The 26,676-nt window shown below is 66.2% G+C and carries 24 protein-coding genes; 12 read left to right on the forward strand and 12 right to left on the reverse strand.

The window, feature by feature from the left end:
• Positions 1–23: 23 nt before the first annotated feature.
• The 3 genes from ACTJKK_RS01175 to ACTJKK_RS01185 are packed head-to-tail and all read left to right on the forward strand — an operon-like array spanning position 24 to position 3,330.
• The gene (locus tag ACTJKK_RS01175) at positions 24–893 is read left to right on the forward strand and encodes an ABC transporter permease (protein ID WP_247955895.1); all 870 of its coding nucleotides are present in this window, start codon (positions 24–26) and stop codon (positions 891–893) included.
• Positions 893–1,651 (forward strand): ABC transporter ATP-binding protein, encoded by a 759-nt coding sequence (locus ACTJKK_RS01180; RefSeq protein ID WP_247955896.1) that lies wholly within the window; start codon positions 893–895, stop codon positions 1,649–1,651. The genes ACTJKK_RS01175 and ACTJKK_RS01180 overlap by 1 nt, the downstream gene beginning before the upstream one ends.
• Positions 1,648–3,330, forward strand: coding sequence for a glycosyltransferase family 2 protein (locus ACTJKK_RS01185; RefSeq protein WP_440746716.1), 1,683 nt, complete (start codon positions 1,648–1,650; stop codon positions 3,328–3,330). The genes ACTJKK_RS01180 and ACTJKK_RS01185 overlap by 4 nt, the downstream gene beginning before the upstream one ends.
• Positions 3,331–3,385: 55 nt before the next feature.
• Here the strand turns inward: ACTJKK_RS01185 and ACTJKK_RS01190 are convergent, their stop codons facing one another.
• From ACTJKK_RS01190 to rfbA, 7 genes are read right to left on the reverse strand one after another with little or no spacing between them, the layout of a single operon-like run.
• Positions 3,386–4,468 carry a glycosyltransferase family 4 protein gene (locus ACTJKK_RS01190; RefSeq protein ID WP_440746717.1) on the reverse strand — a complete coding sequence of 361 codons (1,083 nt, stop codon included), beginning with the start codon at positions 4,466–4,468 and terminating at the stop codon, positions 3,386–3,388.
• A 4-nt stretch (positions 4,469–4,472) separates the two neighbouring features.
• On the reverse strand, positions 4,473–5,390 hold the full coding sequence (locus tag ACTJKK_RS01195) for a glycosyltransferase family 2 protein (protein WP_247955899.1): 918 nt from the start codon (positions 5,388–5,390) through the stop codon (positions 4,473–4,475).
• A 9-nt stretch (positions 5,391–5,399) separates the two neighbouring features.
• Positions 5,400–7,427: an acyltransferase family protein gene (locus ACTJKK_RS01200; RefSeq protein WP_440746718.1), complete on the reverse strand. Its 2,028-nt coding sequence runs from the start codon at positions 7,425–7,427 to the stop codon at positions 5,400–5,402.
• A 34-nt stretch (positions 7,428–7,461) separates the two neighbouring features.
• Positions 7,462–8,763: a UDP-glucose dehydrogenase family protein gene (locus tag ACTJKK_RS01205; RefSeq protein ID WP_440746719.1), complete on the reverse strand. Its 1,302-nt coding sequence runs from the start codon at positions 8,761–8,763 to the stop codon at positions 7,462–7,464.
• 4 nt (positions 8,764–8,767) lie between these two features.
• Entirely contained in the window at positions 8,768–10,189 is a 1,422-nt protein-coding gene (locus tag ACTJKK_RS01210) for a sugar nucleotide-binding protein (RefSeq protein WP_440746720.1), read from the reverse strand.
• Positions 10,186–11,184 carry a dTDP-glucose 4,6-dehydratase gene (gene rfbB / locus ACTJKK_RS01215; protein ID WP_440746721.1) on the reverse strand — a complete coding sequence of 333 codons (999 nt, stop codon included), beginning with the start codon at positions 11,182–11,184 and terminating at the stop codon, positions 10,186–10,188. Before rfbB ends, ACTJKK_RS01210 begins: the two co-directional genes overlap by 4 nt.
• The gene (rfbA, locus tag ACTJKK_RS01220; protein ID WP_247955904.1) at positions 11,181–12,053 is read right to left on the reverse strand and encodes a glucose-1-phosphate thymidylyltransferase RfbA; all 873 of its coding nucleotides are present in this window, start codon (positions 12,051–12,053) and stop codon (positions 11,181–11,183) included. Before rfbA ends, rfbB begins: the two co-directional genes overlap by 4 nt.
• Before the next feature lie 122 nt (positions 12,054–12,175).
• Here rfbA and ACTJKK_RS01225 point away from each other — a divergent pair, with 122 nt between their 5' ends.
• From ACTJKK_RS01225 to ACTJKK_RS01235, 3 genes are read left to right on the forward strand one after another with little or no spacing between them, the layout of a single operon-like run.
• Positions 12,176–14,113 carry a DUF6541 family protein gene (locus ACTJKK_RS01225; protein ID WP_440746722.1) on the forward strand — a complete coding sequence of 646 codons (1,938 nt, stop codon included), beginning with the start codon at positions 12,176–12,178 and terminating at the stop codon, positions 14,111–14,113.
• A gap of 19 nt (positions 14,114–14,132) precedes the next feature.
• Positions 14,133–14,873, forward strand: coding sequence for a glycosyltransferase family 2 protein (locus tag ACTJKK_RS01230; protein ID WP_440746723.1), 741 nt, complete (start codon positions 14,133–14,135; stop codon positions 14,871–14,873).
• Positions 14,870–15,259, forward strand: a complete 390-nt coding sequence (locus ACTJKK_RS01235) for a DUF2304 domain-containing protein (protein WP_440746724.1) — start codon at positions 14,870–14,872, stop codon at positions 15,257–15,259. Before ACTJKK_RS01230 ends, ACTJKK_RS01235 begins: the two co-directional genes overlap by 4 nt.
• 7 nt (positions 15,260–15,266) lie before the next feature.
• On the opposite strand, the gene ACTJKK_RS01240 is transcribed toward ACTJKK_RS01235, so the two are convergent.
• Positions 15,267–16,283: a glycosyltransferase gene (locus ACTJKK_RS01240; protein WP_440746725.1), complete on the reverse strand. Its 1,017-nt coding sequence runs from the start codon at positions 16,281–16,283 to the stop codon at positions 15,267–15,269.
• A gap of 102 nt (positions 16,284–16,385) precedes the next feature.
• On the opposite strand from ACTJKK_RS01240, the gene ACTJKK_RS01245 reads away from it, so the two are divergent.
• From ACTJKK_RS01245 to ACTJKK_RS01255, 3 genes are read left to right on the forward strand one after another with little or no spacing between them, the layout of a single operon-like run.
• On the forward strand, positions 16,386–17,336 hold the full coding sequence (locus ACTJKK_RS01245; protein WP_440746726.1) for a glycosyltransferase: 951 nt from the start codon (positions 16,386–16,388) through the stop codon (positions 17,334–17,336).
• The gene (locus ACTJKK_RS01250) at positions 17,333–18,562 is read left to right on the forward strand and encodes a lipopolysaccharide biosynthesis protein (RefSeq protein ID WP_440746727.1); all 1,230 of its coding nucleotides are present in this window, start codon (positions 17,333–17,335) and stop codon (positions 18,560–18,562) included. The genes ACTJKK_RS01245 and ACTJKK_RS01250 overlap by 4 nt, the downstream gene beginning before the upstream one ends.
• 11 nt (positions 18,563–18,573) lie before the next feature.
• Positions 18,574–19,293 carry a glycosyltransferase gene (locus ACTJKK_RS01255; RefSeq protein WP_440746728.1) on the forward strand — a complete coding sequence of 240 codons (720 nt, stop codon included), beginning with the start codon at positions 18,574–18,576 and terminating at the stop codon, positions 19,291–19,293.
• On the opposite strand, the gene ACTJKK_RS01260 is transcribed toward ACTJKK_RS01255, so the two are convergent.
• Positions 19,294–20,181 (reverse strand): glycosyltransferase family 2 protein, encoded by an 888-nt coding sequence (locus tag ACTJKK_RS01260; RefSeq protein ID WP_247632522.1) that lies wholly within the window; start codon positions 20,179–20,181, stop codon positions 19,294–19,296.
• A 167-nt stretch (positions 20,182–20,348) separates the two neighbouring features.
• On the opposite strand from ACTJKK_RS01260, the gene glf reads away from it, so the two are divergent.
• From glf to ACTJKK_RS01275, 3 genes are read left to right on the forward strand one after another with little or no spacing between them, the layout of a single operon-like run.
• A complete protein-coding gene (gene glf, locus ACTJKK_RS01265; RefSeq protein ID WP_440746729.1) occupies positions 20,349–21,485 on the forward strand; it encodes a UDP-galactopyranose mutase in 1,137 nt (378 codons plus the stop codon).
• Positions 21,486–21,516: 31 nt separating this feature from the next.
• On the forward strand, positions 21,517–22,308 hold the full coding sequence (locus ACTJKK_RS01270; protein ID WP_440746730.1) for an ABC transporter permease: 792 nt from the start codon (positions 21,517–21,519) through the stop codon (positions 22,306–22,308).
• Complete coding sequence (locus ACTJKK_RS01275; RefSeq protein WP_440746731.1) at positions 22,308–23,042, forward strand: ABC transporter ATP-binding protein; 735 nt, start codon at positions 22,308–22,310, stop codon at positions 23,040–23,042. The genes ACTJKK_RS01270 and ACTJKK_RS01275 overlap by 1 nt, the downstream gene beginning before the upstream one ends.
• Positions 23,043–23,081: 39 nt before the next feature.
• On the opposite strand, the gene ACTJKK_RS01280 is transcribed toward ACTJKK_RS01275, so the two are convergent.
• The 3 genes from ACTJKK_RS01280 to ACTJKK_RS01290 are packed head-to-tail and all read right to left on the reverse strand — an operon-like array spanning position 23,082 to position 26,547.
• Entirely contained in the window at positions 23,082–23,675 is a 594-nt protein-coding gene (locus ACTJKK_RS01280) for a hypothetical protein (protein WP_440746732.1), read from the reverse strand.
• Positions 23,675–24,637 (reverse strand): glycosyltransferase, encoded by a 963-nt coding sequence (locus ACTJKK_RS01285; protein WP_247632510.1) that lies wholly within the window; start codon positions 24,635–24,637, stop codon positions 23,675–23,677. The genes ACTJKK_RS01280 and ACTJKK_RS01285 overlap by 1 nt, the downstream gene beginning before the upstream one ends.
• A complete protein-coding gene (locus ACTJKK_RS01290; RefSeq protein ID WP_440746733.1) occupies positions 24,634–26,547 on the reverse strand; it encodes a glycosyltransferase in 1,914 nt (637 codons plus the stop codon). The genes ACTJKK_RS01285 and ACTJKK_RS01290 overlap by 4 nt, the downstream gene beginning before the upstream one ends.
• Between the last annotated feature and the right edge of the window lie 129 nt (positions 26,548–26,676).

A 26,676-nucleotide genomic window follows, 5' to 3' on the forward strand; every position in this document is an offset into this window, starting at 1 on the left:
AGCCATCGGGAGAGGACCGCAACTTGGCAGGAACGTTCGTCGATGTCTCGGAGTATGATCGCCCGGGGCGCGGAGGTGGCATTCTCGATGTCTTCCGCTGGCACTACCTGCTTCGCGTGCTCATCCGCAAGGGAACTGCCACGCGCTATCGAAACTCCACTCTCGGTTGGATCTGGTCGTATGTAAAGCCCGGTTCCCAGTTCCTCATCTACTACTTCATTATGGGGATCGTGCTCCAGAATCACCGTCTGGACAACTATGCCGTGTACCTCTTCAGCGGGATCGTGATGGTGAACCTCTTCAACGAGGCGTTCGGCAATGCGACGAATTCCATTGTCGACAATCGCGCCCTCGTGAGAAAGATCTATATGCCGAGGGAGCTATTCCCGGTGGCTGCGATCGTCGGCGCAATCGTCCACTTCCTGCCGCAGCTGGCTATCCTCCTCGTGGTATGTCTGCTGATGGGTTGGGTGCCGACGGTCATGGGCCTTGTCGGTGCTGTGCTCGGATTCCTTCTCATACTCGCGTTCTCGCTCGGTCTTGGCTTGCTTTTCAGCGGTCTGAACGTTCGTTATCGTGATGCGCAGAACTTCGTCGATCTGATCAAGATGTTTTCCACATGGACGTCTCCAGTGTTGTACAGCTGGATCCTGATTGCGGAAGCGTTGCGGAACTACCCGTGGGCGTCCTTCCTGTACACAGCGAACCCGATCACGATTGCCGTGGAGCTGTTCCATGTCGCGTTCTGGGAACCGACGGTCTCCGATCCGCAGGGACTTCCCGACTTCTTCGGTTGGGCCGCCCTCGCGGCCGTGGGAGTGACCATTGCCACGCTTCTGATCGGACAGGCCGTCTTCCGACACTACGAACGAACGTTTGCGCAGGATCTCTGATGTCACGAATCGAAGTCCTTACCCAGTCCACTCCGAGCATCGTCGTCGATCATGTCTCGAAGCGCTTCCTCAAGAGGAACTCCCACTCGTTCAAGGAGGCATTCGTCGGTTGGATTCGCGGCCGTCGCGTCCGCGCCGATACTTTCACGGCGCTGCGCGACCTCACCTTCCAGGTTGGAGAGGGCGAATCAGTAGCAGTCCTCGGGTTCAATGGTTCGGGGAAATCCACATCGCTCAAGCTGGTTTCCGGAGTTCTCGAACCCGATGAGGGAACGGTATTGACCCGTGGTCGCGTTGCCGGGCTGATCGAGGTCGGAGCGGGGTTCCACCCCGATCTCACGGGTCGAGAGAACGTCTTCTTGAATGCTGCGATCCTCGGGATGGGTCGCAAAGAGACGGAGGCACGCTTCGACGCGATCGTCGAGTTCTCCGAGATTGGTGACTTCATCGATCAGGAGGTGAAGCACTACTCGTCGGGAATGTTCATGAGGCTCGCCTTCTCCGTTGCGATTCACGTCGACCTCGATATTCTCCTCGTCGATGAGGTCCTGTCGGTGGGAGATGCGCCCTTCCGCGAGAAGTGTCGCGCCAGGATCAAGGAGCTCGCGGAGACTGGTGTGACGATGCTCGTCGTGAGTCACGACATGAAGATGGTCGAAGAGCTCTGTGAACGTGGCATCGTCATCAACCGTGGCACGAAGATATTCGACGGGCCCATCGCGGACGCGATCAAAGTTCTCAAGGAGAGCACTCGATGACCGACGAAATCACGTTGTCCGTTATCGTACCGACGCACAACGTGCGCAGCTGGATCGTGGAGACTCTGCGATCGATACTCGCCCAGCGCGTTCGCAGCATGGAGGTCATCGTTGTTGATGACCATTCCGAGGATGGAACGGTCGATGTCGTCGATCGTCTCGCTCTCGAAGACCCGCGTCTGGTCCTCGTGCGTGCAACCGAACGTGGTGGAGGATCGGCCCGCAACGAAGGAGTGCGGCTCGCCCGGGGCAAGTACATCATCTTCGCTGATGGAGACGACATTGTGCCGGAGGGTGCGTATTCCGCACTGATCTCCTCGCTCGAGGACAGCCGCTCGGACATGGCCGTCGGCGACTACCTCAAGTTCTCGCCGAACTCGACGTGGCGCCCAACGGCTAGTATGAAGGCCTTCGATGCCCCCGCTCGCGCTGCGGTGCTCTCAGACATCCCGACGATGATCTTCAGCAGGCCGTGTTGGAACAAGGCGTTCGATCGGGAATTCTGGGAGCGGCATCGCATCCGCTTCCCAGATGTGCCGAGATCAAACGACATCGTGCCCATGGTTACCGCCTATGTGAAGGCGCAGAGCATCGATGTCGTCGAAGACGTCGTTTATCTCTACCGAGACCGCCCCGGCTCGACGTCGATGACTTCTAAAGCCTCGTCCTCCGCTTCGTTCCTCAGCTACGTGGGGCAGGAGAAGATCTGCGCGCAGCTCATCGCCTCGGTCGAGAACGAGGAGTTGCGTTCGCGCTACTCCTCGCTTATCCATGATCGAGATGGGTTCTTCCACGTTCGCAAGTTCTTGATGTCTTGGGAGCATGCGCAACCGTCCGACGATGCAGCGATCTCGTCCTTCCAGGAGCTGCTTGCGATGGTGGAGCCAGCCGCAGGTTGGATCGACAAACGGAAGCGGCTGGCACTGAACCTCTTCGCCGCCGGTCATATTCTTGCTGCGCGCGCGGTGGCACAGCTCGTCGACGGTGGTTCTTGGCGCACGGATGAGGGGTTGCTACGCCTCCGTTCGGTCGGCGCATTGCTCAAGGCCGCGGATGATGCCGCCCCTGGGCTGGTCCGAGAGCACGAATTGCTGTGGGCCGTCGCTGAATCGCTCACCAACGTCCGGATCACCGATGACGAACTCGAGCAAGAGTGGCTGCGACTCGCGCTGGACGGGGTGGAGCGTTTCGGGGCGGCCATCCGTGAGCTGGTCCCAGAACTCGCCGCGCAGGATATTGCGAGAGTCGCGCGCCGTCAGAGGGACCTCGGGGGAACGATCACCCCATTGTTCGGTAGCGACCCGCTTCGTGTGCACGCCCGCGCAACCGCTCCGGGTGCTGTTCCCGTCCTGTGGAGTCGCGATGTGATCGTCATGCCGCGACGGCATCGCTGGCGTTCGGCCGAAAACGGGGCCACTTGCGAGGCAGAGTTCGCGGTCTCTCAGCTCCCGCACGGCGTCTTGGTCCAACCGGCGTTTCTACTCGACGACGATCTCGTCGTCTCTGGCTACGCCGACTCCGAGGTGCCCGAGTACCGACCGTGGGAGAACGTACTGTACGAGCAACGAGGAGCGTGGGTACGGCTCGAGCGGCGTGCGCACTGGGTTGTACGAGCCCCGCGTCGACTGGCGATCCGGGCGATCTCGTTCATGCGTCGCGCAGCCGACAACTCTTCCTAGCAGTCAGCGGGGTGTCGCTCCCCGCTCATGCCGAGGGAGGCCGAGGGAGAACGGCTCAATCCGTCGTCGTGGTACTGAGCTCGCGGAGTGCGTCACGATAGGCGAGAGAAACCGTCCAGGGGCTGATGCCCTCGTTGAATCGCTCGAAGTCTGAAGCCTCGACGCCTTGGGTCAGAGCCCCGTCGCTGAGCAGCTCTGCGAGAGATCGGACGGGATCTGCGACATCGAAGAACGACACCCAAGGCTGGTCGCCGAACTGCTCGCGGAGGTGAGGAAGCCCAGGGAGCACCGCGGGAACCTCCATGGTGGCAGCGAGATGAAGACTGCCGGAGTTGAGGATGGCCCGATACGGGAAGACAGCGATATCCGCCGCTCGATACCATCGGGCGACATCCGCATCGGGTACGGACTCGAACGAGGTGACAATCCGCAGGCCTGCGGGCTTGAGATCGTCGAACTGAGCGATCGATTCGGGGCTCGCGGACCCAGCCAGGAGGAGGACTGGCCTTCTTCCGTCAGAATCGCGAGCAGAGGCGGCGGCCTCGAGGAGGAGGTCGATGCCCTTGTAAGGACGTATCTGGCCGAGGAACAGGACCGCTCGATCGTCAGGGCTCAGATCGAAACTCTGGCGCGCCTCTTCGCGCGAGACGTCGGAGTCGTACACCCCCAGATAACTGGGGTGAGGTATCTGGACGACCTTCTCAGGGGGGAGGGCCACGACATCGGCGACGAGCTCTGCGGTTGAAGGTGCCATAACGTGGATCAGATCCGCGGCCCCGGCGAGCACGCCGTAGAGGTCGCGCTCTGCAGCGGGGTGGACGAGTTCGTGGGGGAGCCGGTTGTGCACCGTCCAGACGATCCGAACGCCTCTTCGCCGCGCGTCCTCGAGCGCCGTCTCGACGGCTCGGACCCGTCGGGCTGCTGCGCGGTGGCTATGCGCAGCTTGCGCGATCGGCGCCGTCCAGTGAACATGCAGAACATCTCCGTCGCCCAGGATCACCAGGGTCTTGAGGAGGGACTCATAGGCCGACCGCTGGATCAATTGGTATCCGGCGGCTCGTGGAGCCAGGTTCATGAGATTGAGGTACGGGTTTCCCGTCCATGAGGGGAAGACACAGAGGCTGGGGCCAGACTTCACAGCATCATCCTATTCCGGATCGGCGGATGATCCGATTGCGTACGCGACGGTAGAAGGATCGAACGGGGTGCAACGATTCGTGACGGAGTAACTCGAACTCGCGTTTCATCAACTCCTCGGTTTCACGGAGGCGGCGCTCGAAGTAGAGCGCTCCGCCGGCACCTTCCCGCGCGATGAGCGCACGGAATTCCTGGTCGCGGACGAGCGCGTCGACGCGTCGATGCTCCTCGCTCGATTCAATGACGCTATTTCCATCAACGCCGCTTGACGATGGACGCTGATGCCAGTACACCAGTGGTTCCGTGTCGAGGTACTCAAGTGCACTGTGCTGAAGAACTCGGGAATTGAAAACCCAGTCACCGATGACCGAAAGAGAGTCGTCATAGAGCCCCAACGCATCGTGTAGCTCGCGTCGATAGAGGAAGGCGATCGGCACGAACTGGTTGAAGCGTTGCTGGTCCATGAGAAGAGGCGCAACAGAATTCGGGAGGAAGGGCTCTCGATTCGTCTCGATGAACGAATCGCCGTCTCGCTCCTCCCAGACGATCTCGATGCGTGAGACGACTCCTACGCGCTGCGGGTTGTCGTCGAGATAGCCGACAGCCCGAGCCAGAAAGCTTGATGCCCAGGAGTCGTCGTCATCGTGGAGGATGACGAGATTGCCGCGCGCCTCCCTCACGCCTGCGTTCGCGGCCTGCCATCGCCCCTGCGGTGTGGCGTGGGCGACGACACGTGTCCGCGCTCGAGTCGCACTCGGCGCATCGGCGAGCACGGCTTCGACCACTCCCGGAGCGCCGCCATCGTCGACGATGATAAGTTCCCAATTCGCGTAGGTCTGGGCGCCGATACTCCGCAGCGCTCGGCGAAGAAAAGCGGGGCGGTCCTTCGTTCGAGTGACGATAGAGACGAGAGAAGCAGGCATGGTTTTTTCCTAGGGGGATGTTGAGGGCGCCGCGTCGAGAAGCGCAGTGATCTCGTCGAGGAGATACGGCGCCAGGGAATGACTGAACGACGCCGTGATGTGGTGGAGATCTCGGTAGACGACCACACCGCCGGCGACCATCGGACAGACGCCGTCGGGGTCGCAATACGCGCCGCGAAGGTCGACCGGAGTGACTCCCGATTCATCGGCTGCGAGGGCGAGCGGATCCTCACGAAGGAAGTCAGCGGCCGCGAATGCGCACGTCTCGAAGGTGAAGCTGCTCGTCGACGTCACGCAGTCGGCTGACGATTGTGCGATACCTGGATTGTCCAGGACAGGGATCACTTGGATGCCCTGCTCTCGCGCGGTTCTCCAGCGCTCGGCGAACCGTTCTGCGCGTTGCTGACGCACTTGGTCGGTCGCTTCGAGCTGATTCCATGCGGTCACGACGATGGCATCGTATCCGTTGCTCAGCAGATCTTTCTGCAGGGACGCTTGGCGGGCAGCGCACTTGGGGTCGGGATCTGCAGACCACACGCATCCGCGCCCCACATACACATCGATCGACCAGCCGGCATCGGCAGCGACGTCTCGCAGCCCAGGAACGAGCATGGCGGCATGAGAATCTCCTGTCAGCGCGATTCGGACCGCTCCTGGATCGTCGGATCCGATGTGGCAGGGTTCGAGTGCTGTCTCGGCGGCGGTGTAGCAATCGAACGCGCCGTCCGTGTCGTCGTAGAGACCGCCTAGTCCCGGTATGAGATCCGCGCTGGATACCGGGATATCCCGGGCGCCCTCACAGCTCGGATTCAGCAGTATATTCGCCCCCCGGCAGGAAGCGGGATCGGCGACCTCGGCCTGCGCCCGCTCGGTCTGCGCCTGCGTGGAGGCTGCGATCGAAAGCGCGGGGAGTCCTGCGGCGGCGACGACGAGCAGCATCGCGACCAGGGTACCCGCGAGAATCGCGCGGGGCCGAAAAGTTGCGAGCCGTCCGAAGCGGAGAGGGTCCTCGACGAATCTCTTGCCGAGAGCGGCAAGTACGCACGTCGTGATGACGAGGAGGATGTTCTGCCAGAGTTCGAGGTCGGCCCCGAGAATTGCGGGGGCGATGACCACGAGCGGCCAGTGCCAGAGGTAGATCCCGTATGAGTTGTCGCCCAACCACTGGATCGGCTTCCATCCCTGCATGGAGGCGAGACGGAACGGCGGCGCTGGGCCGATGAGGATCAGCAGCGCCGTGGCGGAAACCGGAAGGATCGCCGCATACCCGGGGAAAGGAGTGGCAGAGTCGAAGGCGAATGCGGAGAACAGGAACGCGGCCCACCCTGCTATCCATATCAGCGATCGAAGAAGAGCGGGCACGATGATCGACGGGATTACGGCGACGAGCGCTCCGAACCCGAACTCCCACATACGAACGGGCGTCGCAAAGTAAGCGAACGAGGGAGCGGCGAAGGTGGTGACGATGCTCAGAACGAGGCTGCCGACAGTGATAGCGAGCAGAAGGGCGACGAGTGCGCGCCGTCCGTACTTCTTGGTCAGAATCGCCGTGGTTGCTGCGATAACGAGAAGCGGCCAAACGATGTAGAACTGTTCTTCGACCGAGAGAGACCAATAGTGCTGGGCGATCGGTGGCGCATTCTCAGCGGCGAGGTAGTCGACCGCATCCGCGGCCAGAACCCAGTTCTCGACGTACAGCGTGCTCCCGACGATCGAACGAAGATACTGCGTGACCAAGGCGGGCGGCGCGAACAGCACGGTGAGAGCGGTGCTGGCGAGGAGCACCAGAAGTGCTGCCGGCAGGAGACGTCGCGCTCGGGCAGCCCAGAACGCTCCGAGTCGGAGGTTTCCACGCTCTCGCAAACGAACGAGTTGTCCGGTGATCAGGTAGCCCGAGATCACGAAAAAGACATCAACGCCGATGTACCCGCCTTCGATCGCCTTCGGCCAGACATGAAAAAGCACCACCGCAGCGACGGCGAATGCACGCAGCGCCTGGATATCCGCTCGAGGGGTATGGCCCGTCGGCGTTGCCATTGCTTTGACCGTTTTCTCGCGATCTCTGCGAAGGTTAGCGCCGGCCGAGGCCACGGTACGTCCAACCGGCAGCACGCCATCGCTCGGGATCGAGGCAGTTGCGGCCGTCGATGACCTTCTTCTCGGCGACAGCACTCGCGATGGCATCGGGACTCAATTCGCGGAACTCGTCCCATTCCGTGACGACGACGGTGACTTCGGCCTTCGCGACGGCTTCTTCCAAGGACTCGGCGAACACGAGGTGCGGCCGAGCGCGACGCGCGGTTCCGACGGCCTCCGGATCGTAGGAGACGACATCCGCCCCCAAGCCGTGCAAGCGCGTCGCGACGTCGAGCGCGGGGGAGTCGCGGGTGTCGTCGGAGTTCGGCTTGAAGGCGAGTCCGAGGATCGCGATCCGCCTCCCTGCCACCGATCCTCCGAGTGCTTCTTCGACGAGTTCGACGAGACGCGTGCGCTGGCGCAGGTTGATCTCGTCCACCTCACGGAGGAAGCGGAGGGCTCGTCCATGGCCGAGCTCTTCCCCGCGGGCGGCGAACGCTCGGATGTCCTTCGGTAGGCAGCCTCCGCCGAAACCGACCCCCGCGTTCAGGAAGCGTCTTCCGATCCGGACGTCGTGGCCGATAGCATCTGCGAGTTCGGTGACATCCGCGCCGGTGGCATCGGCGATCTCGGACATCGCGTTGATGAAGGAGATCTTCGTCGCGAGGAATGCGTTCGCGGCGACCTTGACGAGCTCGGCTGTCGCATAATCGGTGACGAGTCGTGGGACTCCGCCCTTCAAGGCGGTCGCGTAGACGGCATCGAGGATCTCCACCTCCGCGCCGTCTCGAACCGCCGTACCGTAAACGATGCGGTCCGGCTGGAGCGTGTCCTGCACGGCGAAGCCTTCGCGCAGGAACTCCGGATTCCAGGCGAGCATCGCCCCGGTCGGCGTGACCATATCGGCGAGCCGCTGGGCGGTGCCGACCGGCACGGTCGACTTGCCGACGACGAGATCCCCTGGCGCGAGGTGGGGGAGGAGGCCGGTGACCGCTGCGTCGACGAATCGCAGATCAGCGCCATCACTGTCCTCGCGTTGCGGCGTGCCGACTGCGATGAAATGGACGGTGGACCCGGCGAGCGCGGCCGGGTCGGTCGTGAACCGAAGATTTCCGGAGGCGAGCGACTCCCGTAGGAGGTCGTTGAAGCCCGGTTCGTAGAACGGCGCCTCGCCAGCGGCCAGCCGCTCAATCTTCGCGTGGTCCACATCGAAGCCGATGACTTCATGGCCGATCGAAGCCATGGCTGCCGCATGCACGGCTCCGAGGTATCCACAGCCGATGACACTGAGTTTCATTCCCTCAACCCTTCAGACCTGCGACGTAGGCGCGCAGGGAGTCGTCTACCGGAGCGGGCGAGAAGCCCGATGCGATGATCTTGGTCAGGTCCAGACGGCTGTTCCGCGGACGCGGTGCCACCGGACCGGTCGCCGAGGCGAAGTAGTCCTCCGTCCTCACGGCCGTGACGCGCTCGGGGTCGTGGCCGCCGAGACGGAAGACTTCGCGCGCGATCTCGGCCCAGGACCGGGCATCGCCCGATCCGGTCACGTTGTAGACGCCGTAGGCGGCATCCGATTCGAAGAGGTGCGCGATCGCGTCCGCGATGTCCGCGGTGAAGGTGAGGCGCCCGAACTGGTCGCCCACGACCCTCGGGTCGATTCCGCGCTCCGCGAGCGAGTGCATGGTCCGGACGAAGTTGCTTCCCTCCCCGATGACCCAGGAGGTGCGCACGACGTAGTGCCGCGACGCCGTGGAAGCGGCGAGGTCGCCGGCCGCCTTGGTCTGGCCGTAGACGCCGAGCGGGCGCAACGGGGCGTTCTCGTCGTAGGCGCCGTCGAGCGTTCCGTCGAAGACGTAGTCGCTCGAGACATGCACCAGGGTGATGCCGTGATCGTCGGCGACACGGGCGAGCGCGGCGACTGCGGTCGCGTTCGCCGCCCACGCCTTCTCTCGGCCCTCCGGAGTCTCAGCAAGGTCGACCGCGGTGTAGGCGGCGGCGTTGATGATCAGACCGTAGTCGCGCCAGCGCCGAGCGGACGACAGGTCCGACGCGGTCACATCGATGTCGTCGCGCGTGGCGTACTCGATGTGGGCGGCGTCGCCGAAACGGGCGCGCAGCGCACGCCCGAGCTGGCCGGAAGCGCCGAGGACGAGGATGCGCTTCGGCGGGATCGGGGTGACATCGGCGAGCCGGGGGTGCGCCTTGTCCTTCTCCGAGATCTCGACCTCCGACAGCGGGATGGGCCAGGCGACCGCCGCCGTCTCGTCCGCGAGGTTCAGGAACGAGTACGAGGCATCGGGGGACCAGTGATCGTTGACGAGGTACGTGTAAGCCGTGTCGGCCTCGAGCGTCTGGTACGAGTTGCCCACGCCCCGAGGGACGTAGATCGCCCGAGACGGGTCGATCTCCGTGGTGAACACGGTGCCGAAGGTCGGTCCTTCGCGCAGGTCGACCCAGGCGCCGAAGATGCGCCCTGTCGCCACCGAGACCCACTTGTCCCACGGCTCCGCGTGGATGCCGCGGGTCGTGCCGACGGCGTCGTTGAACGAGATGTTGTTCTGCACCGGACCGAAGTCTTCGAGCCCGAGCGCCAGCATCTTCTCGCGCTGCCAGTTCTCCTTGAACCATCCGCGCGAGTCCCCGTGGACGGGCAGCTCGAAGACGACGAGGCCCGGGATGGGCGTCTCGATCCGTTCGAGCTGCTTCCCGAACGCGGCGCTCACTGGCCCTTGCCCGCGTAGAACGCCTCGACGGCGTCCTTGGACGGCGCCCACCAGGCCTCGTTGTCGCGGTACCACTGGATCGTCGAGGCGAGTCCCGCCTCGAAGTCCGAAAACTGCGGTGCCCAGCCGAGCTCGTCGCGCAGCTTGCTCGAGTCGATCGCGTAGCGAAGGTCGTGGCCGGCGCGGTCGGTGACGTGGTCATACGCGTCCGCAGGCTGGCCCATCTCGGTGAGGATCAGCTCGACGACGGACTTGTTGTCCTTCTCGCCGTCGGCGCCGATGAGGTAGGTCTCGCCGATCGCGCCCTTCTCGAGGATCGTCAGCACGGCCGAGGAGTGGTCGTCGGCATGGATCCAGTCGCGAACGTTCTGCCCGGCGCCGTACAGCTTCGGACGGATGCCGCGGATCACGTTCGTGATCTGACGCGGGATGAACTTCTCGACGTGCTGGTACGGACCGTAGTTGTTCGAGCAGTTCGAGATCGTCGCCTGGACGCCGAACGACCGCACCCACGCGCGCACGAGCAGATCGCTGCCCGCCTTGGTGGAGGAGTACGGCGACGAGGGGTTGTAGGGAGTCGACTCGGTGAACCGCTCGGGATCATCGAGCTCGAGGTCCCCGTAGACCTCATCGGTCGAGATGTGGTGCAGGCGCACGTCGTGTCGTCGTGCCGCCTCGAGCAGCGTGTACGTGCCGATGATGTTGGTGTCGAGGAACGGCCGGGGGTCGTTCAGCGAATTGTCGTTGTGCGACTCCGCGGCGTAGTGCACCACGGCATCCGTGTCGGCGAAGAGGCCGTCGACCAGGCCGGCATCCGTGATGTCGCCATGGACGAACGTGAGCCGATCCTCGGGGAGTCCCTCGAGCGACCGCCGGTTCCCGGCGTAGGTGAGGGCGTCGAGCACCGTGACGTGGTGCTCGGTGTTCTCGATCACGTGGTGGACGAAGTTGGAGCCGATGAAACCGGCCCCTCCGGTGACGAGCAGACGGGTCATGCGTGGCCTCTCTTGAGGATGTCGAGCAGATAGGCGCCGTAGCCGGACTTGAGGAGCTTCTCGGCGCGTTCGCGCAGCTCGTCGTCGCTGAGGAAGCCCTGGCGCCAGGCGACCTCCTCCGGCATCCCGATCTTCATGCCCGTACGACGCTCCATCGTGCGCACGTACTCGGCGGCGTCGGTCATCTGGTCGAACGTTCCCGTGTCGAGCCAGGCGGTGCCGCGCGGGAGGACCTCGACCTGGAGCTTGCCACGCTCGAGGTACTCACGGTTGATATCGGTGATCTCGTACTCGCCGCGGGCGCTGGGCGCCAGATTACGAGCGATCTCGATCACGTCGTTGTCGTAGAAGTAGAGGCCGGGAACGGCGTAGTTGCTCTTGGGGGAGGCGGGCTTCTCCTCGAGCGAGACCGCGCGTCCTTCGGCGTCGAACTCGACGACACCGTAGGCCTCGGGCTCGGCGACCCAGTACGCGAAGACCGCCCCGCCGTCGATGTTCTCGAAACGCTGCAGACGGCTGCCGAGCCCCGGACCGTAGAGCAGGTTGTCGCCGAGGACCAGGGCGACCGAGTCGTCGCCGATGAAGTCCGCGCCGATCGTGAACGCCTGCGCGAGTCCGTCCGGAGAGGGCTGCTGCGCGAACGTCAGGTTCACGCCGAACTGCGACCCGTCGCCGAGGAGGCGCTCGAAATGCGCCGCGTCGTGCGGCGTCGTGATCACGAGGATGTCATTGATCCCTGCCAGCATCAGCGTCGAGAGCGGGTAGTAGACCATCGGCTTGTCGTAGACCGGGATCAGCTGCTTCGAGACGCCCAGCGTGATCGGGTGCAGCCGCGTGCCGGACCCGCCGGCGAGAATAATGCCTTTCACGCCTCTATGTTGTCACACCGTGCCCGGATCACCCTGTCCGGCCGCAGGGGGAGCGCCCTCGCCGAGATCGCAGCCCCGCCGGGATATCCTGGTTCGGTTGTCGGTGAGAGGGTCTGGAATACATGGAAATGCTCGAACTGCTCTGGCCTGCCGCCGTGCTTCTCGCGCTGTACGCCGTCTTGGGCGGAACGTTGGCGTGGCTGATCGGACTGCGCGGGCTCTGGGCCGTGGCCGCCGCACCGGCGTTCGCCATGACCGTGGTGGGGGGTGCGAGTCTGCTCGCCGGCTTCGCCGGGATCGGCTGGTCGATCGTGCCGTGCCTCGTCCTGGCTGCGGTGATCGGCGTGGGGATCCATCTCGTACGCCGCCGCGGACGGCGTGGCGTGACCTCGTCGCCGTCGACGTCGCGGTGGTGGACCATCGCCGCCGCTGTGGCCGCCGCCGTGGTCATCGGACTGCAGATCTTCGCGGTGATCGGTCAGCCGTCGGCGATCTCGCAGACGTTCGACAACGTGTTCCACCTCAACGCCATTCGCTACATCATGGACACCGGCGCCGCCTCGCCCCTCGAACTCGGGCAGATGACGAGCCCGAACGGCGGAGTTCCTTTCTATCCGTCGGCCTGGCACGCGACCGCCGCCATCGTGGCGCAGCTGAGCGGGGTCGGTATCCCCGCCGTCGTCAACGCGCAGACGCTCGTGATCGCCGCGGTCATCTGGCCGCTGAGCGCCATGCTCCTGGCGCGGACGCTCATGGGGAAGTCGGCGACCGTCACCGTCACCGCTGCGATCGTGAGCTGCGCCATCCCGATGTTCCCGATCCTGCCGATGGACTACGGCGTCCTTTACCCGTTCCAGCTCGCTCTCGCCGTGGTCCCCGTCACGGTGGCGGCGACGGCATCCGCCTTCGGAATCGGAACATCGGCGAAGGACCTCGCGCCGGGCTGGTGGGGTTTCGTCGCGCTCGGCGCGATCCCCGGCGTCGCCCTCGCGCACCCGGGCGGATTCGTCGCCTGGCTCGCGTTCTCGGTGCCGATCGTTCTCGTCTTCGTGGTGCGCCTGTGGCGCGCGCATCGATCCGGTCGGGTTCGCGCGGCACTCGCCGCCGGCGTCCTCGCTTACTTCGGCGTCGGTGTTCTCCTGCTCATGGTGCTGCGCCCGCCGCTGCCGACCCGCGGGTGGCCGACGGCCCTCACTCCCGGACAGGCGGCGCTCGAAGTCGCGCAGGTGTCGATGTTCTACGGAACGATCGCAATCGGCGTCGCGATCGCCGTGCTCCTCGGCCTCTTCTGGGTTCTGAAGGAGCGCAGTGAGGCGCTCGTGGTCGGTGCGGCTCTCTGGGCGATCGGCGCGATCCTCTTCATCGTCGTCATCTCACTGCCCATCGGTCCCATCCGGGATGCGCTGACGGGGAGCTGGTACAACAACTGGCCGCGTCTGGCGGCGGTGTTCGGGATCGCGCTGGTCCCGCTCGCGACCCTGGGGATCGCGCGCACGGTCGAGGCGATCGGGCGGCTCTGGTCGCGGGCCCAGCCCGACGGACATCTCCTGCGCGTGATCGCCAGCGTCGTCGCCGCCGCGATCGGCTTCGTGGTCCTGCCGCTTCCCGCCATCCCGGCCGCCGTCGCGCAGGCGCAGATCCGCTTCGTGCTGGACGAGGGTTCTTCCCTCATCAGCTCGGACGAAATGGCCCTGCTCGAACGCCTCCCCGAGCACGTCCCCGCAGGCTCCGTGATCGCCGGTAACCCGTACACCGGCACCGCACTCGCGTACGCGATCGGTGGGCGCCAAGTGCTCATGCCGCACATCCTGGTGGACGTCTCCGACGATGCGGCGACAATCAACGACCACCTCGCCGACGCCGAGTCGATGCCCGCCGTGTGCGATGCGGCCGAGGCGCTCGACGTCCGATTCGTCCTCGATTTCGGGGATCGGGAGGTGCACGGCGGATCGCATCCGCTCGCAGGCCTCGAGGATCTCGAGGAATCGGGAGCGGTGCGCCTTGTCGACAGCCAGGGCGATGCCAGACTGTACGAAGTGACCGCCTGCGGTCTCGGCTGAACACGGAGAGACTTCCCTCATGAGCGACACCATGCGCATCGATCGCGTCCTGGTCCTCGTCCCCGCGTGGAACGAGGAGCGCAGTGTCGGCGACACCGTGCGCGAGATCCGTGCGGCCTCGTCGCGGTACGACGTCGTCGTGATCGACGACGGGTCGACCGATGACACGGCCGAGGTGGCCCGAGCCGCCGGCGCGGCCGTGCTCTCCCTGCCCTTCAACCTGGGGGTGGGCGGTGCGATGCGCACCGGGTTCACCTATGCCGCGCGCGAGGGCTACGGAGCCGCGATCCAGGTGGATGCCGACGGGCAGCACGACCCCGTCGACATCGATCGGGTGCTCGCCGGCCTGGAGCACGCCGACATCTCGATCGGCGCGCGCTTCTCCGACGTCGGCGAGTACTCGGTGCGCGGCCCCCGGCGCTGGGCCATGGTCTTCCTCGCCTCGGTGGTCTCGCGCATCGCCAAGACGCGGTTGACCGATGTGACGAGCGGTTTCCGCGCGGCGAACACCCGTGCGATCGCCCAGTACGTGCACTACTACCCGGCCGAGTACCTCGGCGACACCCTCGACTCACTCGTCGCCGCGCTGCACGCCGGGCTGACAGTCACGCAGGTCGGCGTCGCGATGCGCCCGCGTGCGCATGGCAATCCCAGCCAGGGGCCGCTCGGTTCCACCGTCTACCTGCTGAGGTCGGTGTTCGCGCTGCTGCTCGCCGCGATGCGACGTACGGGCTCGCGGCGGCAGGAGGAACGCGCATGATCGTCTTCGTCGGGATCGCTCTCGCCGTCCTGATCCTCGTGATCGTCCTGTGGATGCTCCTCACGCGCAAACTGCGCGAGAAGTACGCGGTCCTCTGGCTCGTGATCGCCGTCTCGGTGCTCATCGTCGGGCTGTTCCCCGGCCTGCTGGGCGGGCTCACGGCGTTGCTCGGTGTGCAGGTCCCCTCGAACCTGCTCTTCGCGACCGCGATCCTCCTGCTCCTCGGCGTCGCCCTGCACCACTCGTGGGAGCTCAGCCAGGTCGAGGAGGAGACGCGGCGACTCGCGGAGGAAGCCGCTATCCTCCGCACGCAGCTGGAGAGCGTCGAGGGCAGGCTCGCGAAGCTCGAGGCTCCCCGGACGGGGTCGGACGGCGACCCCTCCTGACGGGGCGTCAGCGCCGAGGCGGGGTGACCGCCCGAGCGACGGCGCGTCGGCCACCGCTGAGTGCTCCGCCGATCCAGCTCGCCCGGTACTCCCAGGTGAAGCGCTCGGGGACGATCTCCCGTGCGCGTCCCGCACGGAGCAGCGACAGCGCGGTGCGCAGCCTGCGGGAGCGACCGAAGGCCAGCTCCTGACGGGAGTCGGTCGCGTCGTCGGTGCGACGCGCGGCGAGGGTGTCGACCATCAGTTGGCGCCAGCCCACGTAGGCCCAGAACGTCATCCGGAAGATCGACCGGGGGCTCCGTGAACCTTCGAAGCGCTGGGACTGCGCGAGCACGTTGGTGATGGAACTGCGGATGCTTCCGCTGCCCAGCCTGCTCGGGTCGCCGAACACGTTCGCATCGTGCTGGACGTAGTCCTGGACGACGTCGTCGATGATGCGGGTGCCCCGGTGCGCCGACGCGACGACGGCGAGCCAGTGATCGTGCGCGGCCGCCCGAGTCGAAGCTCGGGGGAACGGCAGTGCGGTCGGAAGTACCTCAGGGTCGAACACGCAGAGCGAGCCGGTGAACTCGTTGGAGAGGATCGTGAAGATCGCGCCGTGGTCGTGACGCGTCGTACGGCCCGTCTCCACTTCGGAGGGGTACGAGACGAGCCGCGCCTGGGCCGAGACGAGAGAGACCTCGTCGAGGTGCGGGAGGAGCTTCTCGATCTTGTCCGCGTCCCAGCGGTCGTCCTGGTCGCAGAGGGCGATCCACTCGCTCCGCTCGTCGACGGCGAGGAGGCCGCGTTCGAAGTTCAGGTAGAAACCGAGCCGTGTGCCGTCGCCGACGATGCGGAATCGGGCGTCTCCCTCGGTGATCTCCGCCACCAGGGCGGCGATCGGCTCGGGATCGCCGTCGACCGAGATCACGCACTCCCACTCGCGGACCGTCTGCTCCTGCAGGGAGGTCAGCTGCCGGCGGAAGAGCTCCGGGTCGGGGGAGTAGGCGGCGAGCACGATCGTGCCGAAGGGATGTGTCGACACAGGCGGCCTTCCGGGTCTGCGGGGATTGAACAGCGAATGAAGCTAGTCTAAATGCGCCATGCTCGTGATTCCCTTCTCCGTCCGTCGTCCGGTGCGTCTCGGATGAGTGCTTCCTCCGTGTGGGCGGTGTTCTCGACGTTCCGTCCCGGTGACGCCGCTCTGGACGCCGTCTCCTCCGTCGCCGAACAGGTCGAGGGAGTGATCGTCGTCGACGACGGCTCGGGGCCCATCGCCGAGGCGGTGCTCGACAGGCTCGAGAGCGCGGGGGCGATCGTCGTCCGCAGGCCCGACAACGACGGGATCGCGGCGGCGCTCAATGACGGGATCGCACGCGCGCTCGACGCCGGTGCCGCCTTCGTGATCACCTTCGACCAGGATTCCCGGGTGGCGGAGGGGTTCGTCCGGAACCTCGTCTCCGCCCATGACGTCGCGACCCGTGCCGGTATCCGTGTCGGCCTCGTCGTGCCGGAGTACTTCGCCGGCGTGCGGCAGCAGACGGGGCCTGAGGCGCCCTTCGGTGACGCCGCGAACGTCATCCAATCGGGGATGCTGATCCCCGCGGCCGTGATCGCCGAGGTAGGACCCCTGCGGGAGGACTTCTTCATCGATCTCGTCGACATGGAGTTCGGGCTGCGGGTCCGCTCCCGCGGTTGGCGGGTGCTCGCCGCAGGAGGGGTGCGGATGGAGCACACGCTCGGCACCCGGTACCGGCGCGAGTTGTTCGGCCGCACGGTCGCGCTCCCGGGGATCCCCGCGGAATTCAGCCTGAGCACGCCATTCCGTTACTTCTACCGCGTGCGGAACCGCCTGATCCTCAACCGCGAGTACTTCCGCTCCGCACCGAGGCAGATCATCCGGGAAACGCTGCTCGACGGCATCCACTTCGCGAACGCCTGTTGGGTCGCGAGGCCGCGCCGCGCGCTGGCCCGCGTGTACCGGGCCGCTCTCGTCGCCGCGGTTCGCGGTCGGATGGGGCGGATGCCGGACGCACTGATGCCGATCGCGGCCGAGATCCGGTGGGACGCCCCCGTGGTCGCGGAGGGGGAGAAGTGAGCGGGCCCATCCGGACGGCGGTCGGCCGTCTCAGCGGGTTCACGATCTCCGTCGGCGTCGTGACGCTGATCGGAATCGTCTCGATCCCGCTCCTGACCGCGTCACTCGGGGATACGACCTGGGGGAAACTCGCACTCGTCCAGACCGTCTCGCAGTTCGGCGGCATCCTCGTGGCTTTCGGCTGGGGAGCGACGGGGGCGGCGACCGTCGCCGGCATCCCCATTGGGCAACGCCAGGCCTTCTATCGCACGTCGCTGCGCGCCCGCGCGTTGCTCTACGTGCTCGTGCTGCCGGTCATCGCCGTGATCCTGGCTCTCCTCACGCGTGGAGACGTGCTGATCTCGGTGCTCGGAGCCGCGGTCTACCTGCTTCCGCAGCTTGGGGCGATCTGGTACTTCACGGGCGAGGGGAAGCCGATGCGGCTCCTGCTCTGTGACACGCTCCCGACCGTCGCGGGAGGCATCGCGGGCGTGATCGGCGCCGTCGTCACGGGAGAGCTCTGGGTCTACCTCGTCGCGCAGGGCCTCGGCTTCATCGGTGCCGTCGTGCTCGACGCCGTCGTCGTGCTGCGTGGGTCGTCCGGAGCCGCGCACACTCCGGTTCCCCTGCGCACCGCGCTGAGCGGGCAACGGCATGCCGTGTCGGCGACGCTCGTCAGCGGTCTGTACGTCACCCTGCCGATGGTGGCCGTGCAGGCGTTTCTCCCCGGGCTCCAGCCGATGTACGCGTTCGCCGACCGCCTCTTCAAGTACGCGTCGGTCGCCCTGCTCCCCATCCAGCAGTACTTCCAGAGCTGGGTGCCCGACCCCCAAGCCGACTTCCGTCGCCGTGCCCGGATCGCGACCGTCGCCGCCATGCTCATCGGCGTCGTCGGCGGCACGTGCATCGCGGTGCTGAGCCCCTGGGTCTCCACGCTTCTCTCGGTGGGGAAGATCAGCGTGCCGTGGCAGGTGTCGCTGCCCCTCGGCGTCGCCTTCGTGGGGATCGCCACGGCCGCCATCGTCGGCTATGCGTGCCTGGTCGTCGTCGGGCGCGTGCGCGCGCTCGCCGTGTCGACGCTCATCGGTGCGATCGTCGGAGCGCCGCTGATCCTCGTCTTCGCCGCAGCCGGATCCGTTCCGCTCGTGGCCTGGGCCGTGGCGATCTCCGAGCTCTGCGTCGGCGGCTATCAGGTTCTCGTTCTGCGGCGGGAGCTGCGCAAGCCGATCACGGAGGTGGCGTCTTGAGCGCGGTGCGGGTGAGCGTCTGTATGGCGACGTACAACGGCGAGCGGTTCCTCGGCCCGCAGATCGAGTCGATCCTGCGCGAGCTCGAACCCCAGGACGAGCTCGTCGTCATCGACGACGCCTCGAAGGACGGAACCGTCGCCGCGCTACAGGCTTTCGACGATCCGCGCATCCGCGTGCACGCACGTCAGGAGAACCGCGGCTACGTCAAGACGTTCGAAGAGGCTCTGGGACGAGCGACCGGAGACATTCTGATGCTCTCCGATCAGGACGACGTGTGGATCCCGGGCCGCCGTGCGTTGTTCGTGGCCGCGCTCGAGGACTCCGCCGTCGCGGCCTCCAACCTGGTGCTGCTCGGCTCGGATGAGCCGTTGCCGAATCCACTCACCCGTCGCCCGTGGCGGTTGCGCGCCGCGTGGTCGCGCCAGGGAGTCCGCAACGCGGTCCGGATCTTCGCGGGCATGGCGCCGTACTACGGATGCGCGATGGCGATCCGCCGCGACGTCGTGGATCGGATCCTTCCGTTTCCGGACTACCTCCACGAGAGCCACGACCTCTGGATCGCGCTCTTCGGCAACGCCCACCGCACCATGGCGCACATCGCGACGGCGACGATCCGGCGACGCATCCACGACGCGAACGCCTCTCCGTCCCGTCCGCGCGGCATCGGAGCGGTGCTCCGCGCACGCGTGATGCTGCTGCGCGCGTGGGGGAGCGCCCGCCGCCGCTGATCAGCGGAGGATGTGCCGCCAGAGGGCGCGGCGTCCGGCGGCATCGCCACGACGGAGCACCGTCGGCACCGTCGTGAGAGCGTGGAGCCGCGCGAACAGACGGGCTCGGGCCGCTCGGGCCGTCGATCGCCATCCGCGCGCATCCGCTCGTCGCGCGGTCTCGAGGAAGAATCGACGGTCGTCGGTGAAGCGGGAGCCGTCGAGGATCGCCTTCTGCGAGGCGCTCTCGGTGTGCCGGCGATAGGCGAACACCTCGTCGTCGATCACGACGAGCGATCCGCCCGCGAACGCGATGTCGAGCAGTATCGCGAGGTCGAGCACGATGGGCAGGTCGTCGCGGAACTCGTGGGCCCGGATCGCCTCGGTGCGGAAGAGCAGCGAAGGCCAGTACAGCCAGTTCCCCCGCGTGAGGCTGGTGGCGAGGCGCTCGTCCGACAGCACGGCGTCGCCCGTTCGCGTGTCGGGGCGGAGCATTCGCTGCTTCACGCGATCGACGAGAGGCAGCGACGGTGCGCCGTTCTCGTCGATGACCCGCACGCCCGGCTGGAAGACGGCGGCATCCGGATGCCGCCGCACGGCGTCGCGCAGGGCGGCGACGTAACCCGGCAGGAGCAGATCGTCGCTGCCCAGCACCACGAGGTGATCGGCCGTCGCGAGCCTCACGCTGGCGCGGAAGTTCTCGATGATCCCGACGTTCACGTCGTTGCGCACATACCGAACGCGCGGGTCGTCCAGCTGCGCGAAGTACTCGGCCACGGAGGGATCGGGATACGCGTCGTCGATCACCGTCAGCCGCCACTCGGGATCGGTCTGCCCGAGCACGGATTCGACCGTCTGCCGCAGGAGCAGAGGGTCGCCCCAGAAGGGCAGCATGATATCGATGGTCATCGTGCCTCCAGCATACGAGCGAGCGGCGGTTCGGCTGCACGGCGCCGTGCGCGGCGAGACGGCGGCGAGTTCTGTCCCGGGTAGCATGGGTACGCTAACGGCCGCCCACCGACGGGTCCGGTCGCGACGGGTCCCTCGACGGGGATCCAGACAGGAAAGAAGCATCCATGGACCTCCTCATCGTCGGCTCCGGTCTCTTCGGGCTCACCATCGCCGAGCGGGCAGCCGCGGCCGGACGCAAGGTGACCATCCTCGAACGACGCCACCACATCGGCGGCAACGCGTACAGCGAGGCCGAGGCCACCACCGGTATCGAGGTCCACCGCTACGGGGCGCACCTCTTCCACACGTCGAACGCGACGGTGTGGGAGTACGTCAATCGCTTCACCACCTTCACGAACTACGTCCACCGGGTCTACTCCGCTCACAAGGGCGTGGTCTACCCGCTGCCGATCAACCTCGGCACGATCAACCAGTTCTTCCAGGCTGCGTACAGCCCCGCCGAGGCCAGGGCTCTCATCCAGGAGCAGGCGGGCGAGTTCGACCCGGCGTCGGCGACCAACCTCGAGGAGCGGGGCATCGGCCTCATCGGACGCCCGTTGTTCGAGGCCTTCATCCGCGACTACACCGCCAAGCAGTGGCAGACCGAGGCCAAGGACCTCCCGGCCTCGATCATCAGCCGCCTCCCGGTGCGGTACACGTACGACAACCGATACTTCAACGACACCTGGGAAGGGCTGCCGACCGACGGGTACACCGCCTGGCTCGAGCGCATGGCCGATCACCCCAACATCGACGTGCGTCTCTCGACCGATTTCTTCGACGAGGCGCAGCCCCTCAACAAGGCGGCGGTCGTCGGGCAGGTACCCATCGTCTACACCGGTCCCGTCGATCGCTACTTCGACTACACCGAGGGCGAGCTGAGCTGGCGGACCATCGACCTCGAGGAAGAGGTCCTCGACATCGGCGACTTCCAGGGCACCAGCGTCATGAACTACCCGGACGCCGACGTGCCCTTCACCCGTATCCACGAGTTCCGCCATTTCCACCCCGAGCGCGCGGATCGGTACCCGAAGGACCGCACGGTCATCATGCGCGAGTTCTCGCGGTTCGCGGGTCGCGACGACGAGCCCTACTACCCGGTGAACACCGCGACCGACCGTGAGCGCCTCCTCGCCTACCGCGAGCTGATGGCGGGGCAGAAGGACGTGCACTTCGGCGGACGCCTCGGCACCTACCAGTACCTCGACATGCACATGGCCATCGGCTCGGCGCTGTCGATGTGGAACAACACGCTCGCCTGATCGGCGACCGGACGATGTTCCTCACACCGGGATGAGCGAGACCTCGATCGGCGCGCCGGGTTCGGCGCGACGCTACCTGCACTCCCTCTGGCTCCTGTCGGCCCGCGATCTCCGCGTGCGCTACGCCACGAGCTGGCTGGGATATCTGTGGTCGGTGCTCGACCCGCTTCTGATGAGCCTGATCTACTGGTTCGTCTTCACCCAGGTCTTCTCGCGCACGGTCGGCGAGCAGCCGTACATCGTCTTCCTCATCTCGGCGCTCCTGCCGTGGGTATGGTTCAACTCGGCCGTCACCGACTTCACCCGCGCCTTCAGCCGCGACTCCAAGCTCGTGCGCTCCACCGCGATCCCGCGATCGATCTGGGTCAACCGGATCGTGCTGAGCAAGGGCATCGAGTTCCTCTGCTCGCTGCCGGTTCTCGCGGCCTTCGCGATCTTCGCGGGCGCGACGGTGTCGTGGCAGTTGCTGTGGTTCCCTGTCGGGGTGCTCCTGCAGGCGGTTCTGCTGGTGGGCCTCGGACTCCTGGTGGCTCCGCTGTGCGCGCTGTACGCCGACCTCGAGCGCACCACCCGCCTGATCCTGCGCGTGCTGTTCTACGCCTCACCGATCATCTACGCCGGCTCCGACCTCCCGGGGGCCTTCGGCGAGTTCGCGGCGGCCAACCCGCTGTTCGGCATCTTCAGCCTCTACCGGGTCGCGTTCTTCCCCGATCAGTGGAACCCGACCGAGATCCTGGGCGCGGTGCTGGTGAGCGCCCTCATTCTGGTGCTCGGCGTCCTCGTCTTCCGGCGCCTCGAACCCGCTGTCCTGAAGGAGCTGTGATGAGCGCGATCGAGGTCGTCGATCTGGGCGTCCGCTTCCGCCGTAATCGCCGAGGCCGCCGAAGTTTCAAGGATCTCTTCGGAGGGAAGGGGCGCGGCAAGCGTCCCGGCGAGTTCTGGGCCCTCCGGAACGTCTCGTTCACGGTGCAGCCCGGCGAATCCATCGGCGTCGTCGGCCGTAACGGTCAGGGCAAGTCGACCCTGCTGAAGCTCGTCGCAGGGGTGCTTCTGCCCGACGAGGGGCGTGTCGACGTGCACCAGGGCGTCGCCCCATTGATCGAGCTCACCGGCGGGTTCGTCGGCGATCTCACGGTGCGCGAGAACGTGCGTCTCACCGCGGGATTGCACGGGATGAGCCGCGCGGAGATCGCTCGGCGATTCGACGGCATCATCGAGTTCGCCGAGCTGCAGGACTTCCTCGACACCCCGTACAAGCATCTGTCGAACGGGATGAAGGTGCGTCTCGCCTTCTCGGTCGTCTCGCAGCTCGAAGAGCCGATCCTGCTCGTCGACGAGGTGCTCGCGGTGGGGGACAAAACCTTCCGCGAGAAGTGCTATCGCCGTATCGACGAGCTGCTCGCCCAGGGTCGCACGCTCTTCTTCGTGAGCCACAACGAGCGGGATCTGCGTCGGTTCTGCGAGCGCGGTCTCTATCTCGACAAGGGTGCGCTCGTGCTCGACGGCCCGATCGGCGACGTGCTCGACCGCTACAACGCCGACAGCACCCCGGCCTGAGCCGGCAGCCCCGGCCTGAACGGAATGCCGCGCCCCGGATCAGACCCCGAGGAGTCCTCGGAGCGCCTGGAGTCGCTCGCGAGCCGTCGTCACGGAGTCCGTCGTGCTCCCGCCGCTCTCGGCGGCGGAGCGGACCTCGCTCAGCGCCGCGGAGTACTCCGAGACGGCGGTGAACCAGGAGTCCGAAATCGACGTGGGCGGCGTCGTCTCCGCCAACCGCTGAGCATCCTGCTGCAGCTGATCGACGACTCCGACGGCGTCCTGCCCGCTGAGCTGAGCCAGCATGTCGAGGCCGCGGACGCCGTCATCGAGGCGGGGCTGCACCTGTGCCACGAAAGCGGAGAGGTCGGGCGCGGGCGCGACCGGGGGAGTGCCCGGCTCCTCGGACGGGTTCTCGGAGGCTCCTGGATCGGGCTCACCCGACGGCGACGGGCTCGCGGTCTCCGAGGACGACGGTGACGGCGACGGGGCGCCGTCCGGGGTCTCGCCGCGGAGCAGGAAGAACCACAGGAGCGCCGCCACGATCGCGAGCGCCAGGATCACCGAACCGATGATGATCCAGATGCGCGCACGATTCTTCGGCTTGGGCGGGATGGGGGCCCAGCGCAGTTCCGGCTGAGGGGCGTTGGACATCACGCCTCCAGGGGCGGCATCGGCTGCCAGGAGCGATCCCGGGAGATCTTCCGCCCCTCCTTGAGACCGCGGAACAGATTGCTGGTTCCGCGCACGGTGCGCTCGACGAAGACCAGGCGGATCAGCTCCTTGGCGAAGGTCATCGCCGTGCCCAGGCCGAAGAGCACCGGGTTGTAGTTGTCGTGGATGCGGTAGTAGTGCTTGATGTGGGCACGGTTGCGCATGATGTAGAAGCGATAGGCGTTGCTCGACGCGTTCATGTGACGGATGCCCATATCCCACTGCTTGATCTCGCGGGTACGGCGCAGCACGAACTCATCGACGATCACGGCGGTCGTCAGGCGCGATGCCAGCCAGCCGTACATCTGGTCGTCCCAGTAGATGAAGAAGCGATGGTCGGGGAGGCCGATCCGCTTCACGATCGAGCGGTGGATGAACATCCCCTCGAAGCATCCGCTGTTCATCTCCTTGAACCCGGAGGCGTCGAAGCCGGACGGCGCGAAGGGGATCGGGATCCCCATGCGCTCGGCGATCCGGTACTGCCAGTAGAACTCGCTGCCGTCGTAGTCGTAGCGGCGTCCCTGGATGCTCTTGAACCGCGAGGACCACTTGCCCATCTTCGCGAGACCGTCGGGGATGACCTCGACGTCGTCGTCCATCATCCAGATCCATTCGGAACCCAGCTCGTACGCCGTGCGCATGCCTTCGCTGAACCCACCGGATCCGCCGGTGTTCGTCTCGAGGCGGCGGTAGACGATCTCGGTGCCGATGCCCGCCCGGAACGACTCCACGACCTCGGTGGTGTCGTCGGCGGATGCGTTGTCGATGATCACGACGTGGCCCGGCTTCGGGTCCATCGTCGTGATGCTCTCCAGCAACCCGGTGAGCAGGTGCGAGCGGTTGTAGGTGACGATGACGATCGTCGCCGTGGCCGGGTCAAAGGCGACGGATGCCGGGGTCATGCCTGCTCCTCGAAGATCTGCTCCCAGGATTCTGGCGAGACGAGTCCGGGCAGCGCATCGCGGTACTGCTTCTGCAGCTCCGGCCACCTGCGCTGCAGTTCTGCGTGGAGGCGCACGCTCTCGCGCAGCATCCGGCGGTACTTCGCGCGGTCGCGCGTGTAGATGTTCTTTCCCGACCCGTCGGCCGTGCTGACGAGTGCGCTGTCGAAGACCGGAAGGCGCCACCAGTGCGCATCGTCCTTGACGAACTCCACCTCGGGCTGGGCCACGTTGGCGGGATTCGGCTTGTGGAGCCAGTGCGCGATCAGCGTCGTCAGGGTGAACTTGCGCAGCGCCAGGCCGCTCGGGCTGTCGTACTCGTGCCGTGAGCGCTGTCGCTGGAAGACCTGGCGTCCACGACGCGAGTGGAGCACGGCCGTCGGGTCCTTATGGATCACGGTCTCGGGGTACTCCGACGACAGCGCTCGGGCGGCCGGCATCGCGGTCGCGAGCGTGCGCCGCATGTGGTCCGGGCCGGAGAGCACGTCACGCAGGGCGCGCGCACGGAGTGCCACCGGGTAGTACTGCATCATCATCAGGTGCTTGAGGTCCACGCGGCGGCTGTGTCGGATCAGGCGCCCGCCCTTCGGGGCGTTCGAGTGGAGGAGCCCCGCCACGATGCGGTTGCGGGCATGGAAGTACGCCTGCCAGTCGATCGAGTCGTCCTTGTTGAGCCACGACACGTGCCACAGGGCGACGCCCGGCATCGACACCGTCGGGAATCCGGCCTCGCCAGCGCGCAGACAGAACTCGGCATCGTCCCACTTGATGAACGCGGGGAGTGAGAGACCGACCTTGCGGATCGCATCGAGGGGGATGAGGCACATCCACCAGCCGTTGTAGGCGGAATCCATGCGCATGTGCAGAAGCGGCGACTGGCGCAGGTTCGAGGCGCCGAAGTCGTGCGGCATCTCCTCCTGATAGAGGTTGCGCCACATGAACGGCGCTTCGTCGACGACCTCGGCCCAGCCGTGCAGCTTGGGCCGGTCGAGCAGATCGAACATGTGGCCACCCACGAGCACCGGGTTCGTGGCGTACCGCCCGAAGACGACGGAGCGGCGCAGCGACTCCGGCTCGATGCGCACGTCGTCGTCGAGGAGCTGTACGAAGTCGCTCTCCGGGCGCTGGAGGGTCTCGTGCATCGCCCGGGCGAAGCCGCCGGACCCGCCGAGGTTCGCCTGCCGGATCACCTGGAGGGTCTCCCCGAGCTCGGCCGCGACCTCCGTGAATCCGTCCTGATCGGCGACGAGCTGGGTGCCCTGGTCGACGAGGAAGATGCGGTCGACGAACTCGAGAGCATCGGGCGATGCGGCGAGGGCCTGCAGGGTCTCGACGCAGTAGTCGGGCTTGTTGTAGGTCGTGATTCCCAGCGAGGCCGTGCCCGTGCGGGCCGGCTCCTGCTCGGTGGTCCACTCGGCGCCCTCGAGGATGACGTTACTCTCGTCGGCGACGACGTCGAACCAGAGCCATCCGCCGTCGCTGTACTGGGTGAGTTCGAGGTCGAACGTCGTCGACGATTCGCCGGTGACCTCGCTCGTGGCGACGCGCTGACGCACACCGGAGCCGTTCGATCGGTACACGAGGATGGTGGCGGATCCGCTGGTGCGGACGGTCAGCTGCACCTGGCGGATGCTCGTCCAGTGCTGCCAATACGAGGCGGGGAACGCGTTGAAGTACGTGCCGAGCGACACTCGTCGGCCAGCGACGATGCGGGCGCGGTGGCGGCCGAGGATGTTGCCGAGATGCGCACGGTTCGAGACGCGCACCGGCTCGTTCTCGATGACCGACCACGTCTCGGGGTCGGCGTACAGCGGGAGGAGGTCGGGGTCGCGATCGAGCGGGAAGACGACGTTCTGCAGGACGTGGGCCACGGGGGAGTTCTCCGGAGGGGTTTGCGCCGACTGCCGCCGGACGGGCGGAGCAGTGGACTCTGCGAGCAGTGAGTAGCCTACCCTCCGACGCCTCGGGATCTGCGGAGAGTCGGCGGGTCCCGGGCGGTG

This window comes from Microbacterium sp. 22179 (assembly GCF_052045715.1).
GTDB classification, from domain to species: domain Bacteria; phylum Actinomycetota; class Actinomycetes; order Actinomycetales; family Microbacteriaceae; genus Microbacterium; species Microbacterium galbinum.

Excerpts from the sequence above, each read along its gene's own strand:
- ACTJKK_RS01180 (WP_247955896.1), top strand. The coding sequence starts at position 893 with ATGTCACGAATCGAAGTCCTTACCCAGTCCACTCCGAGCATCGTCGTC.
- ACTJKK_RS01185 (WP_440746716.1), top strand. The coding sequence starts at position 1,648 with ATGACCGACGAAATCACGTTGTCCGTTATCGTACCGACGCACAACGTG.
- ACTJKK_RS01195 (WP_247955899.1), bottom strand. The coding sequence starts at position 5,390 with ATGCCTGCTTCTCTCGTCTCTATCGTCACTCGAACGAAGGACCGCCCC.
- ACTJKK_RS01200 (WP_440746718.1), bottom strand. The coding sequence starts at position 7,427 with ATGGCAACGCCGACGGGCCATACCCCTCGAGCGGATATCCAGGCGCTG.
- ACTJKK_RS01205 (WP_440746719.1), bottom strand. The coding sequence starts at position 8,763 with ATGAAACTCAGTGTCATCGGCTGTGGATACCTCGGAGCCGTGCATGCG.
- rfbB (WP_440746721.1), bottom strand. The coding sequence starts at position 11,184 with ATGACCCGTCTGCTCGTCACCGGAGGGGCCGGTTTCATCGGCTCCAAC.
- ACTJKK_RS01225 (WP_440746722.1), top strand. The coding sequence starts at position 12,176 with ATGGAAATGCTCGAACTGCTCTGGCCTGCCGCCGTGCTTCTCGCGCTG.
- ACTJKK_RS01230 (WP_440746723.1), top strand. The coding sequence starts at position 14,133 with ATGAGCGACACCATGCGCATCGATCGCGTCCTGGTCCTCGTCCCCGCG.
- ACTJKK_RS01235 (WP_440746724.1), top strand. The coding sequence starts at position 14,870 with ATGATCGTCTTCGTCGGGATCGCTCTCGCCGTCCTGATCCTCGTGATC.
- ACTJKK_RS01245 (WP_440746726.1), top strand. The coding sequence starts at position 16,386 with ATGAGTGCTTCCTCCGTGTGGGCGGTGTTCTCGACGTTCCGTCCCGGT.
- ACTJKK_RS01260 (WP_247632522.1), bottom strand. The coding sequence starts at position 20,181 with ATGACCATCGATATCATGCTGCCCTTCTGGGGCGACCCTCTGCTCCTG.
- glf (WP_440746729.1), top strand. The coding sequence starts at position 20,349 with ATGGACCTCCTCATCGTCGGCTCCGGTCTCTTCGGGCTCACCATCGCC.
- ACTJKK_RS01270 (WP_440746730.1), top strand. The coding sequence starts at position 21,517 with ATGAGCGAGACCTCGATCGGCGCGCCGGGTTCGGCGCGACGCTACCTG.
- ACTJKK_RS01275 (WP_440746731.1), top strand. The coding sequence starts at position 22,308 with ATGAGCGCGATCGAGGTCGTCGATCTGGGCGTCCGCTTCCGCCGTAAT.
- ACTJKK_RS01280 (WP_440746732.1), bottom strand. The coding sequence starts at position 23,675 with ATGTCCAACGCCCCTCAGCCGGAACTGCGCTGGGCCCCCATCCCGCCC.
- ACTJKK_RS01285 (WP_247632510.1), bottom strand. The coding sequence starts at position 24,637 with ATGACCCCGGCATCCGTCGCCTTTGACCCGGCCACGGCGACGATCGTC.